The sequence below is a fragment of the Pseudobacillus wudalianchiensis genome, assembly GCF_001685015.1.
GTDB lineage: Bacteria > Bacillota > Bacilli > Bacillales > Domibacillaceae > Pseudobacillus > Pseudobacillus wudalianchiensis.
On sequence record NZ_MAYT01000012.1, the window covers coordinates 398776 to 414807 of the forward strand.

Below are 16032 nucleotides of genomic sequence, written 5' to 3' on the forward strand. Positions count from 1 at the left end.
TTCCTAATATCACGTTATAATAAGAGAAATAAAAGGAAAGTGATGCAAACGATCAAGGGAGAAAGAGTGGGAGAGATGGCGAACACACAATCAATGATTTTCACCATTTACGGCGATTACATTCGCCATTATGGCAACAAAATTTGGATTGGCAGCTTAATTCGTGTATTGAAAGAATTTGGCCATAACGAGCAATCAGTTCGTGTAGCCGTTTCACGAATGGTGAAGCAGGGGTGGATTCAGTCGGAGAAGAAGGGAAATAAGAGTTACTATTTCCTGACACCGAGAGGCGAAGTGCGTATGGAAGAAGCGGCCCGCCGAATTTTTAAATTACAAGCGCACGATTGGGACGGCAAATGGCGGATGCTGATGTATACCATCCCGGAGGAAAAAAGGCAGATTCGTGATGAATTACGAAAAGAGCTGTTATGGAGCGGGTTTGGGAGCTTTTCCAATGGCTGTTGGATTTCACCGAATAACCTTGAAAAAGAAGTGAAGATGCTCGTAGAGAAATACGACATTAGTGAGTATGTCGATTTATTTGTCGCGGATTATAAAGGGCCGCAGGAAGACCGCGCGCTCGTTGAAAAAAGCTGGCCGCTTGATGAAATTGAAGGAAAGTATGAAGAGTTTATTTCGACATACAGCAAACGGTATATCATCCATCAAAGCGCGATGGCGAGCGGGCAAATGACCGATGCGGAATGCTTTGTAGAACGGACAAACCTCGTTCATGAATACCGTAAATTTCTTTTTACCGATCCGGGACTGCCAAAAGAGCTGCTGCCGTCTATGTGGAACGGCGATCACGCTGCTCTTTTGTTCGCGCAGTATTATAAATTGCTCGCAGAACCAGCCAGCCGCTTTTTCGAGGAAGTGTTCCGTGAAGACAACGATATGCGCCGCAAGGATAAATCATATGATGCCGCGGATCATCCGTACATTGTAAATCAGAGCGCATACCAAAAATAAAAAGAGAAAGGCGCTCAAAATAGCGCCTTTCTCTTTTTTACGAGCAAAATGATGGGGAATGAGCGGAATGGGTGGATTTGTGATCGTGATCATGTCGAATATTCACTCAAACCACGAAAACATGAGTGATGGACTTAGTCCTTCTTAAAGATTTCGCTGAATTCATAGCCTTTTTGGACATATGTATCGATCGAAAGCTGGATAAGCTCGAAGTCTTTGTCGTTTAATTCACGTACGACTTTTCCCGGCGAACCTACGACGAGCGAGCGCGGTGGGATTTTCTTGCCGCTTGGAATTAACGTGTTCGCTCCAATAATGCATTCTTCGCCAATTTCAGCATGATCGAGAATAGTAGAGCCCATGCCGACAATAGAGCGCTTCCCTATTTTGCAGCCATGTAAAATAACGTTGTGGCCGACTGTTACTTCATCTTCTACGACTACTGGTGCCTCTTCATATAAGTGAATCGTTGAATTATCTTGAATGCTGCAGCGTTTGCCGATTGTAATCGATCCTTCATCTCCGCGGAGCACCGCATTAAACCAAATGGTCGATTCCGCACCGATGTGAACATCGCCGATGAGATAGGCTCCTGGAGCAACGAATACTGTTTCATCTAATTCAGGTTTTTTTCCGTTATACGCAACAATCATGGAATCCCTCCAAATATAAATTTACGCAATTGTTTTTCTTTTTTATTTATTATAACATTTCTTTTAAGAGGAGGAGAAAAAATGAAAGATGTTTGTGAATTACTCCAGATTGACTACCCGATTATTCAAGGGGGAATGGGCAATATCAGCAATGCCCAGCTGACAGCAGCCGTCTCGGAAGCAGGCGGCCTCGGCACGATTGGCTGCGGTACGATGACGCCGGATGAAGTAGAAAAAATTATTCTAGAAACACAACAGCGCACGAAGAAAAACTTTGCGGTCAATATCGCGCTCAGCGTATCGCCATATACGAAAGAGTTGATTGAGCTCGTGATTCAACATAAAATTCCTGTTGTTTCATTGTCAGCTGGGAATCCAGCCCCGTTTATTCCAGTGCTTCATGAGCACGGAATAAAAGTCATTACGCTTGTCGCTTCGGTAAAACATGCGCAAAAAGCGGAAGCTGCCGGAGCGGATGTTCTTGTGGCGGAAGGCTTTGAGGCCGCTGGCATTAACTCCAGCCTTGAACTGACGACCTTTACGCTTATCCCGCAAATTGTTAAGCATGTGAAGGTGCCGGTACTGGCCGCTGGAGGAATTGGGGATGGCAAAGGATTAGCGGCTGCTCTCATGCTTGGAGCGAGCGGGGTACAAATGGGAACCCGGCTAATTGCGACGAAGGAAGCTCCGTTTCATGAAGTGTACAAGCATAATTTAGTAGGTGCAGGCGACACTGAAACGATGATTTTTGGCCGGAGTGTTGGCCGGGTAAGAAGAATTCTAAAAACGCCTTATGCTAAACAACTGAACGAACGGGAACAAGCAGGAATGACATTGGAACAATATGCGGAATGGACATCAGAAGAAAAGCATATTAAAGGAGCTGTGGAAGGCGATATGGAAAATGGCTTTATTAACAGCGGTCAAATTGCCGGCTTGATTGAGGATGTGCCGACTGTCAAAGAACTGCTAGAAAGAATGATCGAAGAAGCCGATGAACAGTTGAATCGCTCAGCCCAAGAATTAAAAGAGATTAGGCTAAGAGCGGAAAAATAAACAGTCCACACTATTGCCGACAAGGAAGCATTCGTGGTAATATGTTCAGGTGAATCGTTATGAGAAGTGAAATCATTTTATCGAAAAAGCTTTTCAAGGGAGAGGGGATCAACCACTCTCTTTTTTTATCGGAAAAATGACTGTAATTTTGCAAGAGAAAGATTTTTCTAAAAACATTGTTGACTGGAATATTACCGATTGGTAAAATGGCGTATGAATAACGTTATACATAAATTGGGTAATGCAAAAGAAAAGAATGTAAGCGTTTTCTGATTTTAAAAACTTTATGGGGTGAAAAAATGGAACAGAAAGAACAGTGGTCATCGAAGCTGGGATTCATTCTAGCAGCAGCTGGTTCGGCTATCGGACTAGGGGCTATTTGGAAATTCCCTTACGTAGCTGGCACGAGCGGAGGAGGAATTTTTCTTTTAATTTTTATCCTCTTTACACTGCTTGTCGGTTTGCCGCTTCTGATCGGGGAATTTATCATCGGAAGAAGCACTCAGAAGGATGCAATTGAATCTTATAAGGAGTTGGCACCGAACTCATCCTGGCATTTTATTGGACGTCTCGGTATTTTTACATGTTTTGTCCTATTGTCGTTTTATAGTGTAGTAGGCGGATGGATATTAATCTATATTTTTAAAGGCTTTACCGGAGACTTAAGCGGATTGTCAGAAGCTCAATATGGTGCTTTGTTCGGCGAAACGATTTCCAATCCGCTGTTAGCCGTATTAGCTCAGCTTCTCTTTATGGTGATTACGATTTATGTTGTATCCAAAGGAGTAACAGCCGGAATTGAAAAGGCAAGTCAATTTATGATGCCGGCTTTGTTTATTTTATTTTTGTTAATCATTTTGCGTTCTGTGACGCTTGATGGAGCAATGGAAGGGATTGAATTTTTCTTAAAGCCGGATATAGGAAAAATCACGTCAGAAACGATCCTGTTTGCGATGGGGCAGTCTTTCTTCGCACTGAGCGTCGGGGTGTCCGTTATGGTGACATACAGCTCTTACTTATCTAAAAAGGAAAGCATTCCCCAATCCGCTATTTCGATCGTCGTGCTGAATTTGCTTGTCGCGATTTTAGCAGGACTCGCTATTTTTCCGGCCGTTTTCTCATTCGGTTTAAAACCAGATGCCGGTCCAGTTTTATTGTTCAACGTATTGCCAACTGTGTTCAACCAAATTCCATTTGGCGTTTTGTTCTTAATCGCCTTTTTAGTGTTATTCTTATTCGCGACTTTAACATCGGCTTTTTCGATGCTGGAAATCATTGTTGCCGTTCTGGCTAAAGGAAATGACAGCAAGCGGATGAAATTCTCATGGATCATCGGTTTGCTTATTTTCATCGTAGGTGTTCCTTCTGCTTTATCATTTGGGGTGTGGAGCGATATACTAATCTTTAATAAATCAATTTTCGATGCATCTGATTTTCTCGTCAGTAACTTGTTAATGCCGCTGGGTGCCTTGTTAATTGCTATTTTCGTTCCGTTGAAAATACCAAAGCAAAGATTGCTGGAGGAGCTTTCTTCTGGATCCTCTATCGGGAAAAAGATTTTTGCTGCTTGGTTCCTGTTAATTAAATATTTAGCGCCCGTGGCAATTATTATTGTGTACTTAGACGTACTTGGCATTATTTAAGAGCTAGACTTAACGTGACAAAAGGGTGTGAAGGTGAGCATATGGATGAAATAGATATTCAGTTACTAAAGACTCTCCAGGAAGACGGCAGGATTACATTAAGTGATTTATCGAAGAAGCTCTCTCTCAGCCGGCCAAGTGTAGCGGAACGGTTCACTAGATTAATGGAAAAGGGCGTTATTGATAAAATAAGCGCAAGAGTATCTCCTAATGCTGTCGGCCGCAACATTCTTTTATTCATCCAAGTGAGCGAGGTCAGCGTTCCTTATGACGTATTTGAGGATATGACGTGTAACCATCCGGACATTATTGAATGTCATCGCTTGACTGGAACCGTGAATTATTTACTAAAAGCCGCCGTTAATGACATGGAGCATTTAAATAAACTGATTGATTACTTAATTCAGTTTGGGATTATTCATACGTCCATTGTGCTCAAGTCACCTGTTCCTGAAAAAATTATTTTGCCGTCTGATGAAGAGCAGGAATGGCCTTAAATTGGGCATGCTATATCTAAAACAACTGCTGAAACCCCTTTAACTTAGATTAAAGGGGTTCTTTTTTATGGAAATGAAAGCGTTTTACAAAGTGAAGAGGGATAAAAGAAAATACATACAAAAAGTAAACAAAAGCCTGAAAATTCAATCGTATTGATATGTATATATTGGAATTAACCTTTTATAATTAAAGTAACAAAGTGCCTTTAGAACCTATTTCTTGGCCTCTTTATGAAAGGGCTTACAAATATAGAGAATGACAAAGGGGCCAGCGCTCTTTTGATCGTGTCAAGTGAAAGCGCTTAACTATTCATAACGAAAGCAGGGATTGAATATGAGTCTAGTAAAAAAAACCTCTATCACAGAAGATTTTACTCTTTTTGAAAAAATGTCTGAGCATGAACAGGTTGTTTTCTGTAACGACCCGGCAACAGGACTAAAGGCGATCATCGCGATTCATGACACTACACTCGGTCCTGCGCTGGGCGGCTGCCGGATGCAGCCTTACAACAGCGTCGAGGAAGCGCTCGAGGATGCTCTTCGTCTTTCCAAAGGAATGAGCTATAAGTGTGCAGCGTCCGATGTAGACTTTGGCGGCGGAAAGGCAGTCATTATCGGTGACCCGCAAAAAGATAAATCTCCTGAATTATTCCGAGCTTTTGGCCAATTTGTTGATTCTCTTGGCGGCCGCTTCTACACAGGTACAGATATGGGAACGAACATGGAGGATTTCATTCATGCGATGAAAGAAACGAACTGCATCGTTGGTGTGCCGGAAGCATACGGCGGTGGCGGCGATTCTTCCATCCCAACAGCCATGGGTGTTCTATACGGCATTAAAGCAACGAACAAAATGCTATTTGGCAAAGACGATTTAGGCGGAGTCACCTATGCGATTCAAGGACTCGGCAAAGTAGGCTACAAAGTGGCAGAAGGCTTGCTGGAAGAAGGAGCTCATCTGTTCGTGACAGACATTAACGAGCAGAGCTTACAAATGATTCAAGAAAAAGCGAAGGAGACACCGGGTTCCGTAACGGTAGTAGCCAGCGATGAAATTTACTCCCGGGAAGCGGATGTTTTCGTTCCATGTGCCTTTGGCGGAGTAGTCAATGACGAGACGATGAAGCAGTTCAAGGTAAAAGCGATCGCAGGTTCAGCTAACAACCAGCTGCTGACAGAAGAGCATGGAAGACAGTTAGCGGATAAAGGCATTCTTTACGCTCCAGATTACATCATCAACTCCGGCGGCCTCATTCAAGTAGCCGATGAATTGTACGGAGTGAACAAAGAGCGTGTACTTGCTAAAACAAAGCACATTTACGATGCCATTTTAGAAGTATACCAGCAAGCTGAGCTTGATCGGGTAACGACAATGGAAGCAGCGAACAGAATGTGTGAGCAAAGAATGGCTGCTAGAGGCAGAAGAAACAGCTTTTACACTTCTTCCGTTAAGCCAAAGTGGGATATTCGCAACTAATATCGTTCGGGGAGGATACTATGAAGACTCAATATCCAATCAAAAGAATTATCGATGATGAAGGGAATTTAGTGGACGCTTCTTATGAAGAACAGCTAGATGAAGAGCTTGTCAAAACCCTTTATTACCATATGCATAGAATCAGAACGTTTGATAGAAAAGCAATCAGCTTGCAGCGTCAGGGCCGTCTCGGTACGTATGCCCCATTCGAAGGACAGGAAGCTGCTCAAGTCGGCAGTGCACTGGCACTCGGGGCAGACGACTGGATGTTTCCAACTTACCGTGATCACGGAGCAAAGCTGACGTTCGGCGCTGATATGACTAAGACCTATCTTTACTGGAACGGCCGGGTTGAAGGCTGTGTGCCTCCGGAAGGAAAAAAGATTTTCCCGCCCGCTGTACCGATCGCAACCCAGCTGCCGCATGCAGCAGGAGCCGCTTGGGCTGAAAGGCGTAAAGGAACGAAAAACGCGGCGATCGCTTACTTCGGTGACGGGGCTACGTCAGAAGGGGACTTTCACGAGGGGTTAAACTTTGCCAGCGTGTTTAAAGTGCCGGCGGTCTTTTTTAACCAGAATAACCGCTACGCCATTTCGGTCCCGATTGAAAAGCAGATGAACTCGGAAACGATTGCCCAAAAAGCCGTCGCCTATGGCATTCCAGGTGTACGCATTGATGGCAACGATTGCTTCTCGGTGTATTTTGAAGTGAAAAAAGCATTGGATTATGCACGCAGCGGCAATGGCCCAACACTTATTGAAGCGGTCACATGGCGTACAGGTGCCCATACTACAGCTGATGATCCGACGAAATATCGTCCAGAAGACCAAGGAAAAGACATCGTGGAACCACTTTTGCGCATGGAGCGTTTCATGAAGAACCATGGTTACTGGGATGAAACGTGGATGGCAGGCATTGATGAAAAGATTAAGGCAGAAGTAGAGTCTGCTGTCGAGGCAATGGAGAGCTATCCGAAAGCAAATGTTGAAGATTTATTCGACCACGTATATGCAGAAATGCCGGCTCAGCTTGCTGACCAGAAGGAATCCTATCTCGCGCATTTGAGGAGGGGGTAAAATGGCAATGGAAATGGAAGTAAGAGACGTATCGCAAAAAAAGGAAACGACTCAATTTCTCACGATTGTGCAGGCCGTAAATGATGGCATGAAGACTTTGTTGGAAACAGACGACAGCGTCATGATCCTTGGGGAAGATATCGGGAAAAATGGCGGAGTGTTCCGGGCTACAGAAGGGCTTCAGGAAAAATTCGGTGCCGACCGCGTGGTGGATACGCCGCTTGCAGAAGCCGGCATTATCGGAACATCGATCGGTCTTGCCGTGAATGGGTTTAAACCGATTGCGGAAATTCAATTTCTTGGCTTTATTTATCCAGCCTACGAGCAAATCATGACACACGTTTCTCGTATCCGGATGAGAACGATGGGGCATTTTACCGTACCGATGGTCATCCGTGCACCATATGGAGCCGGTATTCGTTCACCGGAGATTCATTCCGACAGTACGGAAACACTTTTCACGCATATGCCGGGAATTAAGGTCGTATGCCCATCCACTCCGTACGATGCAAAAGGCTTGCTGATCGCCGCGATGGAAGATCCGGATCCTGTGATTATGCTAGAACCGATGAAGAGCTACCGCGCTAAGCGGGAAGAAGTGCCGACTGGAAAATACACAGTGGAAATCGGCAAAGGGAAAAAAGTAAAAGAAGGAACAGATGTCACGCTGATCGCCTGGGGTGCGATGATGACAGTTGTCGAAAAGGCAGCCGAACAAGCAGAGAAAAAAGGCATCAGCTGTGAAATCATTGACTTGCGCACGCTGTATCCGATTGATCGCGACATTATTGCAGAATCTGTTCAAAAAACAGGCAGAGCCGTCATCGTCCATGAAGCCCAATTAACGGGCGGGCTTGGCAATGATATTGTCTCCATCATCAACGACACCTCTTTCTTACACTTACGGGCACCAATCGAACGCGTTACAGGCTTCGACGTCCCCGTTCCATTCTTCGCTCTTGAAGAAGACTTTCTTCCAACACCAGCACGTGTATTGGAAGGCATTGAAAAAGTTGTTCATTTCTAATGTTCCGGCTTAAGGCGCCACTAAGCGGGCGCCTTACGCTTTTATCTTAGAAGATTACATTTTTAAACTTATTTAGTTCCAAGTGCTAACGGCCTGAGGTTATAAGCCGTTAAGCGAGCGCCTTACACTTTCAAATAAAGGAGGAGAACGCATTGCTAGAAGTGAAACTGCATGATATTGGGGAAGGGATGACGGAAGGCGAAATTCTTCATTATCTTGTGAAACCAGGAGATCGGGTAACGGCTGATCAGCCTCTTGTTGAAGTACAGACGGATAAAATGGTAGCCGAGCTGCCATCACCAGGCGCCGGTACGGTAAAGGAAATCGTGATTGACACAGGTACAACGGTTCAAGTCGGCACGACGCTGCTGTATATTGAAGGAGAAGGCAGTCCGACAGCGGCAGAAGTAAAAACAGCACCGAAAACAGAAGTCCCGGCTGCAAAGAAAGAGGAGAAGAAAGCCTTTATTTCTTCTTTTAACCGTGTGCTGGCCACTCCATATACACGAAAAATCGCCCGCGACAACAACATCAATATTGAAGATGTGACACCTTCCGATCCTTCTGGCCGGGTAACAGAGGAAGATGTGTACCGGTTCTTAAAAGGAGAACAACAGCCACAGAAAGAAACAGCCCCAACAGCTGAAGCGTCTTTTTCCAGACAGAAAACAACACCGGATGAAATTCCATTCCGCGGCATGCGCAAGCAAATTGCGAAAAAGATGACGAAATCACTGTTCACGATTCCGCATGTTACTCACTTTGATGAAGTGAACATGACGAACCTGCTTAAATTGCGAGGAGAATTGAAAGCGGCAGGTGTATCAGTATCCGTACCGGCGTTCTTTGTCAAAGCGCTTGTCATTGCGTTAAAAGACTTCCCGGTATTCAACGCCGAACTTGATGAAGAAAATGAAAAGATTTTATTGAAGAAGGAGTACCATATCGGTATGGCAGTAGATACGGAAGACGGCTTAATCGTTCCGGTTGTCCATGATGCTGATAAAAAGTCCATTAAAACGATTCATGATGATATTAAGCAGCTAAATGAAAAAGCACGGGAAGGCAAGCTAAAGCCGGCGGATATCCAAAACAGCACCTTTACTGTCAGCAACGTCGGACCGCTTGGCAGCATTGGGGCAACACCGATTATCAACTATCCGGAAACGGCTTTAATCGCGTTCCATAAAACGAAAAAGGTGCCGCTCGTTAACGAGCATGATGAAATCGTCATTGGCCATATGATGACACTGTCTATGTCATTTGACCATCGCGTTGCGGATGGAGCCACAGCTGTTGCCTTCACGAACCGGTTTGCCAGCTTAATTGAGCAGCCGAACAAACTGATGCTGGAGATGATATAAATGGTTGTTGGAGAAATCAGTCAGGAAAGAGATCTTGTTATTATTGGCGGCGGACCGGGCGGCTATAGTGCGGCGATCCGGGCCGCCCAGCTCGGTTTGCCGGTCACATTGATCGAACAAGCGGATCTCGGCGGTGTTTGCTTAAATAAAGGCTGCATTCCGTCTAAAGTGTTTACATATGCAGCGAAAAAACAGTCAGAAATGAGCCATATGGAAGAGCTTGGCCTTTCAACAGGAGAAAGCACATTTAATGTGGAAAAGCTGCTTTCTTACAAGTCGAAGGTGACAGAACAGCTTCGAAAAGGCGTAGAAGCCCTTTGCAAAGCGAGCAAAGTAGAGGTCATTAAAGGGAAAGCAGGTTTCATTGCCGAAGATCGTGTCGGTGTTGAAAATGGCCACCAATTTGATATTTTTGTGTTCAAGCAAGCAATTATCGCCACAGGAAGCTCACCAGTTCTACCACAAGGAATATCGAAAAACGGTGAACGTATTTTACTTTCCCATGAAATTTTTGATTTACAGGAGCTGCCTGAACATTTAATTGTGTACGGCAACGACTATATTTCTCTTGAAGTGGCGACAAGCTTTCACGCTTTAGGGACTAAAGTGACGATCCTGTTAGAAAACGCAGCCGATTTTCCATTTGATGAGTCAGTCAATAAAGAACTAAACCGATTGCTTAAGAAGAAAAAGATCAAAACGATAAAAGAAGCAGCTATTCAATCAGCGGAAGAAACAGAAAGCGGCGTACGTATCATGTTGACAACTAGCGAAAAAGCAGAAGAACTAACCGGCTCTCATGTATTTATCGCTGGCAGCCGCAAGCCGAACGTACAAGATCTGGGCCTCAACCGCTTTGGTGTCGAACAAACAGACGAAGGGTTTGTGAAGATAAATGGAAACATGCAGTCTTCTATTCCTTCTATCTATGCGATTGGCGACGTAACGGAAGGTCCGCTTTTAGCAGTTAAAGCGATCAAGCAAGGAAAGGGAGCAGTAGAAGCGATCGCTGGCGGCAAGCCGGAAGTAGACTTAACGTTCTTGCCGAACATCGCTCACTCGATCCCGCCGATTGCCTCGGTCGGATTAACGGAACAACAGGCACGCGAACTTAGCATCGACATCCGTGTCAGCCAGTTTGCTCTTGGCGGAAATGGCTACGCCATGATTATGGGTAAAAAGGATGGCTTCGTTAAAGTGATTTCCGATGCTTCTAACGAGATCATGCTCGGCGTTCATATGATTGGCGAAGGAGCAGTTGAATTATCCAGCACATTCGTACAATTGCTTGAAATGGCCGCCAAAGAAGAAGACGTAAAATTTCCGGCCTACGCTCACCCAAGTTTTAACGAAGGCTTGCTTGAAGCAGTCGAAGGCCTCATCGGACAGGCGATTCACATGGTGCCGAAAAAATAAAAGCAGTCAGGCTGTTCCTTTTACGGGAACGGCTTTTTTTAGCAGGAAAAACTCAGCCGGAACGATAAACAAACCCTTATAAATGTGAGCAACCGAACTGCCATACAGAACAATTTTGCATTTTAGCGAAAAGAGATGCAAACAAGCGCTATATTTAATAGAATAGAAGAAAAGCTTTTTACTACGAGAAACAAGGGGGTGACTTTTATGAAAACGGCTATTGTAACGGATAGTACGAGCTACCTTTCGAAAGAATTGTGTGACGAGCTACATATACATATGATCCCGTTAAGTGTGGTAATCGGGCAGGAAACATATAGAGAAGAACTAGATATTACGGCAGAAGAATTTTATGAAGTCGTCCGCACAGAGGCGAAGCTGCCGACGACGACGCAGCCGCCGATTGGCGAGTTTGTGAAATTGTATGAGTGCTTGGCAGATGAAGGCTATGAGGCGGTAATCGGCATCTATTTATCGAGCGGGATCAGCGGTACGTATCAGACGTCTATCGCTGCTGCTGATATGGTGGAAGGCTTAGCCGTCCACTCGTTCGACTCGGAAATCAGCTGTGGTCCGCAGGCGTTTTATGCAATTCGTGCTGCTGAACTGGCTTTGGAAGGAAAAGGGCCGGAAGCGATTTTGCAGGAGCTGGAAGCGATGCGGTCATCTGTGAAAGCGTATTTTGTTGTCGATGATTTAAATCATTTGAAGCGGGGCGGGCGATTAAGCAGTGCTCAGGCTTTAATCGGCGGGCTTTTGCAAGTGAAGCCGTTGCTGTATTTTGTTGATAAGGTCATTGTGCCGTTTGAGAAAATTCGCACGAGCAAAAAAGCACTCAAACGGGTCGCTGATCTATTCGGAGAAGACTATGAAAAAGGTGAGCCGCTAGAAGCGGTGATTATTCATGCTAATCGGGAAAAAGAAGCCCGTCTTTGGGTAGAAGAGCTGAAGGAGCGATTCCCAGAAGCTACTTTCACGATTAGCTACTTCGGTCCAGTTATTGGAACCCATCTTGGTGAAGGCGCCTTTGGTTTTGGCTGGACAAAGAAGCGGGATTAATGTGTTTCGCTAATAAAATGGTGATGTTGGATGATAAAATTGATTTTTGGCTAATAAACTCGATTATTCCGATAAAATAAACAAGCGGCCAGCTAGCTCATTATCTATGAAAAAGCAGAGAGGGGTCGTTTCATATGTTTGACATTTCAACTTTAGGTACATTCATCGCGGTTGTAATGGGGCTGTTTTTAATTCCGGGCCCTGCTGTTTTTCTGACCATTACCCGGACGGCACAGAGTGGGCGTAAAGCGGGCATTATGGCGGGCGCTGGTATTGCGACCGGGGATTTTATCCATACGGTGTTTGCGGCTATTGGACTTTCCGCCATTCTCATGACATCTGCGCTCGCCTTCAATATCGTGAAATTTGCGGGTGCTGCTTATTTGCTTTACATGGGCATCCGGGCGATGTTGGAAAAGCCTGCTGATCCGGAAATGCCTAAGGTTTCACCGGTTTCGAGCGCTAGCGTATACGGCCAGGCGATTATTGCTGAGGTACTCAATCCCAAAACAGCTCTTTTCTTTTTAGCCTTTTTACCGCAGTTTATCCATCCAGAGCAAGGAGCTGCGATCATACAGTTCCTTGTGCTCGGTCTCATTTTTGTATTCATGAGCTTTACGTATACCACTCTAATCGCTGTCGGCATGGGTCCGCTTGGAAGATTAGTCAAGCGGATTTCCTGGATCGGCAGATGGAGCGGTAAAATTGTCGGCACGATTTATATCGCACTCGGTTTGAAAGTAGCTTTTCAAAATCAGTAAGATACAGGCTCTCCCTTCTCCTAATTAGGGAGAGCTATATAATAGAAGAAACTCATCAAAAAGGAGATAAAACATGCATCCCTCTCATTCTTCCTCTTCAATCGCCGCCTTTCTTTCCGGCCGGCTCCTGCTCCAAGAAGAAATCCCCTTTCCACTCCCAGACTCTCCGAACACCGAGCGGCTTCCCGGTATTTCAAAGAAAAAGCAAACTTTTTATTGTGAGCGTTGCGGCAATGATCAACAAGACCGATTTGCTGTTTTTCCATGTGCTCGCTGTAAAACAATGTGTCCCTATTGCCGCCATTGCCTGATGATGGGGCGTGTCTCCGGTTGTACTCAGCTCGTTCACTGGACAGGTCCAGAACCGCCGCATGAAGGAAACGGCACGCTTCAGTGGAGCGGCCAGTTATCAGAAGGACAGTCGGCTGCCTCTCGTGCTGTTGTTCAGGCTGTTCGCCATAACAGCGAACAGTTAATTTGGGCGGTATGCGGAGCCGGTAAAACAGAAGTGCTCTTTCGTGGCATCGAATCCGCCTTGCTTGCAGGAAAACGCGTTTGTATCGCCACTCCGAGGACAGATGTGGTCCTTGAGCTGGCTCCGCGTCTGCAAAAGGTCTTCCCTGGAACAACTGTTACGGCTTTATATGGCGGCAGCCCTGACCGTCACCGCTACAGTCCGCTCGTTGTCTCTACCACTCACCAATTGTTTCGCTTCTATCAAGCATTTGACGTGACGATTGTCGATGAAGTCGATGCTTTTCCTTATTCCTATGACACCTCCTTGCAATTTGCTGTTCAAAAAGCCCGCAAACCTGAATCCGCTCTTATTTACTTAACAGCCACCCCAAACGAAACGTGGCAAAAAGAATGCCGCCAAGGCAATAGGCCATTCGTCAAAATTCCTGCCCGCTTTCATCGCCAGCCGCTGCCTGTTCCTCTGCTCAGCTGGTGCGGCAACTGGAGAAAGGCGACTCAAAAAGGACGATTGCCAGCCAATGTAAAAGACTGGACGATGAAGCGTCTGCAGGAGAACAAGCAAGCCCTTCTCTTTTTCCCGCATATTGACTCTATGCAGAAAGCTCTCCTGTTGTTTCAACAGTTAGACCCTTTGATCACCTCTGTGCATGCAGAAGACCCCCAGCGAAAAGAAAAGGTCGCCCTTATGCGTACGCGGCAGCTGCCGCTTTTATTATCTACGACCATCCTAGAACGTGGAGTAACATTCCCGAACATTGACGTCGCTGTGATCGGCGCAGAAGACGATGTGTTTACTGAAAGTGCGCTCGTGCAAATCGCCGGACGTGCCGGCAGAAGTGCAGATTTTCCGGACGGGGAAGTTCGCTTTTTTCACTACGGTAAAACAAAAGCGATCGTGAAGGCGGTTTCCCATATTGAACAAATGAACAGAGAAGGGATAGAAAGGGGGTGGCTTGATCGATGAATAAGTGTTTGCTATGCGAGGAAGAAACAAATAGGATATTAAGCTGGCATCAATTTTTCCTGCTGGAGGACCCGCCTGTCATTTGCGAGAAGTGCCGGCAGTCCTTTGAAAAAATAAAGGGAGAAGGCTGTCGAACTTGTTCACGTCCGCTTGCTGCGCTTGATTCGTCTTTTATCATTGAAGGGGTTTGTCTAGACTGTGTGCGCTGGGAAGAAGATCCGCTTTATCGGGGAGCGCTTGTTGAAAACCGCTCACTATACGTTTATAACGACGCGATGAAAGAAGTGATTGCCCGTTTCAAATATCGGGGCGATTATGTGCTAGCTAAACTATTTGCCAAAGACATCAGAGAAACAGCGAAGCAGATGACGTATGATCTAGTTGTCGCCGTGCCACTTAGTGAAGAGCGCCTATATGAACGGAGATTTAATCAAGCTGAAGCATTGGCCGAAGAAGCCGGACTTGAAATCACTCCTGTTCTTGAGCGTATCCATTCTGAAAAGCAATCAAAGAAATCCCGTGTGGAACGCCTCCAAGCTCCTCAAGTTTTTAAAATAAAAGAAAAATCCTCCTTTTGTCATAAAAAAATTCTCATCCTGGACGATATATATACTACAGGCTCTACCCTAAGGCAGGCCGCTTACTTGTTGAAACAGGCAGGAGCAGCGGAAGTGAGTGCACTCACGCTTGCCAGAGGACAAGGAACCTAAGTGATTGTTGGAGGTATTAATATGGGGGAAATTGTCAACTGTCCGCGTTGCGGTGATCTTTACATGGAGAATGCATTTCGTGATGTTTGTGCGAAGTGTGCAAAAGAAGAAGAACAACTGTATGAAACAGTCTATAAATTTTTACGCCAGCGGGAAAACCGGGCAGCTACAATTGAACGAGTTGTAGAAGTGACAGGAGTGGATGAGGTGCTCATTCACAAATGGATGAAAAAAGGCCGACTCCATGCAGCCCATTTTCCGAACCTCGGCTATCCATGTGACCGATGCGGAGCCATTATTAACAAAGGCAAGATTTGCGGGAATTGTTCAAACGACATTGAAACGGATTTAAAGCAAATCCAGCGTGAGGAAGCCTTTGCAGCCGAAAAAGTAAAACATGAAAAGCACACAACTTATTTTGCGGCGAATAAAAGAAATTAAAAATAGAGATAGTAAAAATGACCCGATTTTCTTTTTTGAGCGGCAATGGACCTTTAAGAAAAATTGATAAAAACCGCCTATGAAACCGCTGTTAACTTTTTTTCCAAAAAACCGATATAATGAGTAATCAAATGAGAAAATCGGAAAAAAAGAAAGAGAGGGATCAACAGACGTGAAAATTAACCAGAATGGCGTGTCCGGCATCAATCCGTACCAAAGACAGCTAAACAAAGTGCAAGAGGCAAAAAAAGCGGTCGAGGCGCCAAAAGATAAACTGGAAATCTCTTCAGCGGCAAAAGGCATGCAGGAAGTGTCTAAATTGACAAAAGAACGTATGGAAAAAATCGCAAGCCTGAAACAACAGGTAGCCAAAGGTGAATATCAGCCGCAGCCGGAGAAAATCGCTGAGGGCATTGTGAAGTTTTATAAGAAATAGAAA

16 protein-coding genes are annotated in these 16032 nt (G+C 45.2%); 15 read left to right on the forward strand and 1 reads right to left on the reverse strand.

Annotated features, from left to right (window positions below; translation table 11 throughout):
* The first annotated feature begins 75 nt into the window (after positions 1–75).
* A complete protein-coding gene (paaX, locus tag A8F95_RS09670; RefSeq protein WP_049666767.1) occupies positions 76–972 on the forward strand; it encodes a phenylacetic acid degradation operon negative regulatory protein PaaX in 897 nt (298 codons plus the stop codon).
* 134 nt (positions 973–1106) lie between these two features.
* On the opposite strand, the gene A8F95_RS09675 is transcribed toward paaX, so the two are convergent.
* Complete coding sequence (locus A8F95_RS09675; protein ID WP_065410313.1) at positions 1107–1625, reverse strand: gamma carbonic anhydrase family protein; 519 nt, start codon at positions 1623–1625, stop codon at positions 1107–1109.
* A gap of 81 nt (positions 1626–1706) precedes the next feature.
* Between A8F95_RS09675 and A8F95_RS09680 the strand changes: the two genes are divergently transcribed.
* The 14 genes from A8F95_RS09680 (at position 1707) to flgM (ending at position 16029) form a co-directional block, all read left to right on the forward strand.
* On the forward strand, positions 1707–2681 hold the full coding sequence (locus A8F95_RS09680) for an NAD(P)H-dependent flavin oxidoreductase (protein ID WP_065410314.1): 975 nt from the start codon (positions 1707–1709) through the stop codon (positions 2679–2681).
* A gap of 299 nt (positions 2682–2980) precedes the next feature.
* A complete protein-coding gene (locus A8F95_RS09685; protein WP_065410315.1) occupies positions 2981–4324 on the forward strand; it encodes a sodium-dependent transporter in 1344 nt (447 codons plus the stop codon).
* Positions 4325–4365: 41 nt separating this feature from the next.
* Positions 4366–4821 carry an Lrp/AsnC family transcriptional regulator gene (locus A8F95_RS09690; RefSeq protein WP_065410316.1) on the forward strand — a complete coding sequence of 152 codons (456 nt, stop codon included), beginning with the start codon at positions 4366–4368 and terminating at the stop codon, positions 4819–4821.
* A 334-nt stretch (positions 4822–5155) separates the two neighbouring features.
* Complete coding sequence (locus tag A8F95_RS09695) at positions 5156–6298, forward strand: Leu/Phe/Val dehydrogenase (protein WP_065410317.1); 1143 nt, start codon at positions 5156–5158, stop codon at positions 6296–6298.
* A gap of 20 nt (positions 6299–6318) precedes the next feature.
* A complete protein-coding gene (gene pdhA, locus A8F95_RS09700; RefSeq protein ID WP_065410318.1) occupies positions 6319–7374 on the forward strand; it encodes a pyruvate dehydrogenase (acetyl-transferring) E1 component subunit alpha in 1056 nt (351 codons plus the stop codon).
* Between the two features lie 7 nt (positions 7375–7381).
* Positions 7382–8401: an alpha-ketoacid dehydrogenase subunit beta gene (locus tag A8F95_RS09705; RefSeq protein ID WP_065410468.1), complete on the forward strand. Its 1020-nt coding sequence runs from the start codon at positions 7382–7384 to the stop codon at positions 8399–8401.
* A gap of 152 nt (positions 8402–8553) precedes the next feature.
* Positions 8554–9765 carry a dihydrolipoamide acetyltransferase family protein gene (locus A8F95_RS09710; RefSeq protein WP_065410319.1) on the forward strand — a complete coding sequence of 404 codons (1212 nt, stop codon included), beginning with the start codon at positions 8554–8556 and terminating at the stop codon, positions 9763–9765.
* A complete protein-coding gene (lpdA, locus tag A8F95_RS09715; protein WP_065410320.1) occupies positions 9766–11181 on the forward strand; it encodes a dihydrolipoyl dehydrogenase in 1416 nt (471 codons plus the stop codon).
* Positions 11182–11388: 207 nt separating this feature from the next.
* Positions 11389–12240, forward strand: coding sequence for a DegV family protein (locus tag A8F95_RS09720; protein WP_065410321.1), 852 nt, complete (start codon positions 11389–11391; stop codon positions 12238–12240).
* A 134-nt stretch (positions 12241–12374) separates the two neighbouring features.
* Positions 12375–13001: a LysE family translocator gene (locus A8F95_RS09725; RefSeq protein WP_065410322.1), complete on the forward strand. Its 627-nt coding sequence runs from the start codon at positions 12375–12377 to the stop codon at positions 12999–13001.
* A 73-nt stretch (positions 13002–13074) separates the two neighbouring features.
* Positions 13075–14442, forward strand: coding sequence for an ATP-dependent helicase ComFA (locus A8F95_RS09730; protein WP_065410323.1), 1368 nt, complete (start codon positions 13075–13077; stop codon positions 14440–14442).
* Positions 14439–15152 (forward strand): ComF family protein, encoded by a 714-nt coding sequence (locus A8F95_RS09735; RefSeq protein ID WP_065410324.1) that lies wholly within the window; start codon positions 14439–14441, stop codon positions 15150–15152. The genes A8F95_RS09730 and A8F95_RS09735 overlap by 4 nt, the downstream gene beginning before the upstream one ends.
* Positions 15153–15173: 21 nt before the next feature.
* A complete protein-coding gene (locus A8F95_RS09740; RefSeq protein ID WP_065410325.1) occupies positions 15174–15593 on the forward strand; it encodes a TIGR03826 family flagellar region protein in 420 nt (139 codons plus the stop codon).
* 172 nt (positions 15594–15765) lie between these two features.
* Complete coding sequence (gene flgM, locus A8F95_RS09745; RefSeq protein ID WP_065410326.1) at positions 15766–16029, forward strand: flagellar biosynthesis anti-sigma factor FlgM; 264 nt, start codon at positions 15766–15768, stop codon at positions 16027–16029.
* The last annotated feature ends 3 nt before the right edge of the window (positions 16030–16032 follow it).

Excerpts from the sequence above, each read along its gene's own strand:
- paaX (WP_049666767.1), top strand. The coding sequence starts at position 76 with ATGGCGAACACACAATCAATGATTTTCACCATTTACGGCGATTACATT.
- A8F95_RS09675 (WP_065410313.1), bottom strand. The coding sequence starts at position 1,625 with ATGATTGTTGCGTATAACGGAAAAAAACCTGAATTAGATGAAACAGTA.
- A8F95_RS09680 (WP_065410314.1), top strand. The coding sequence starts at position 1,707 with ATGAAAGATGTTTGTGAATTACTCCAGATTGACTACCCGATTATTCAA.
- A8F95_RS09685 (WP_065410315.1), top strand. The coding sequence starts at position 2,981 with ATGGAACAGAAAGAACAGTGGTCATCGAAGCTGGGATTCATTCTAGCA.
- A8F95_RS09690 (WP_065410316.1), top strand. The coding sequence starts at position 4,366 with ATGGATGAAATAGATATTCAGTTACTAAAGACTCTCCAGGAAGACGGC.
- A8F95_RS09695 (WP_065410317.1), top strand. The coding sequence starts at position 5,156 with ATGAGTCTAGTAAAAAAAACCTCTATCACAGAAGATTTTACTCTTTTT.
- pdhA (WP_065410318.1), top strand. The coding sequence starts at position 6,319 with ATGAAGACTCAATATCCAATCAAAAGAATTATCGATGATGAAGGGAAT.
- A8F95_RS09705 (WP_065410468.1), top strand. The coding sequence starts at position 7,382 with ATGGAAATGGAAGTAAGAGACGTATCGCAAAAAAAGGAAACGACTCAA.
- lpdA (WP_065410320.1), top strand. The coding sequence starts at position 9,766 with ATGGTTGTTGGAGAAATCAGTCAGGAAAGAGATCTTGTTATTATTGGC.
- A8F95_RS09720 (WP_065410321.1), top strand. The coding sequence starts at position 11,389 with ATGAAAACGGCTATTGTAACGGATAGTACGAGCTACCTTTCGAAAGAA.
- A8F95_RS09725 (WP_065410322.1), top strand. The coding sequence starts at position 12,375 with ATGTTTGACATTTCAACTTTAGGTACATTCATCGCGGTTGTAATGGGG.
- A8F95_RS09730 (WP_065410323.1), top strand. The coding sequence starts at position 13,075 with ATGCATCCCTCTCATTCTTCCTCTTCAATCGCCGCCTTTCTTTCCGGC.
- A8F95_RS09735 (WP_065410324.1), top strand. The coding sequence starts at position 14,439 with ATGAATAAGTGTTTGCTATGCGAGGAAGAAACAAATAGGATATTAAGC.
- A8F95_RS09740 (WP_065410325.1), top strand. The coding sequence starts at position 15,174 with ATGGGGGAAATTGTCAACTGTCCGCGTTGCGGTGATCTTTACATGGAG.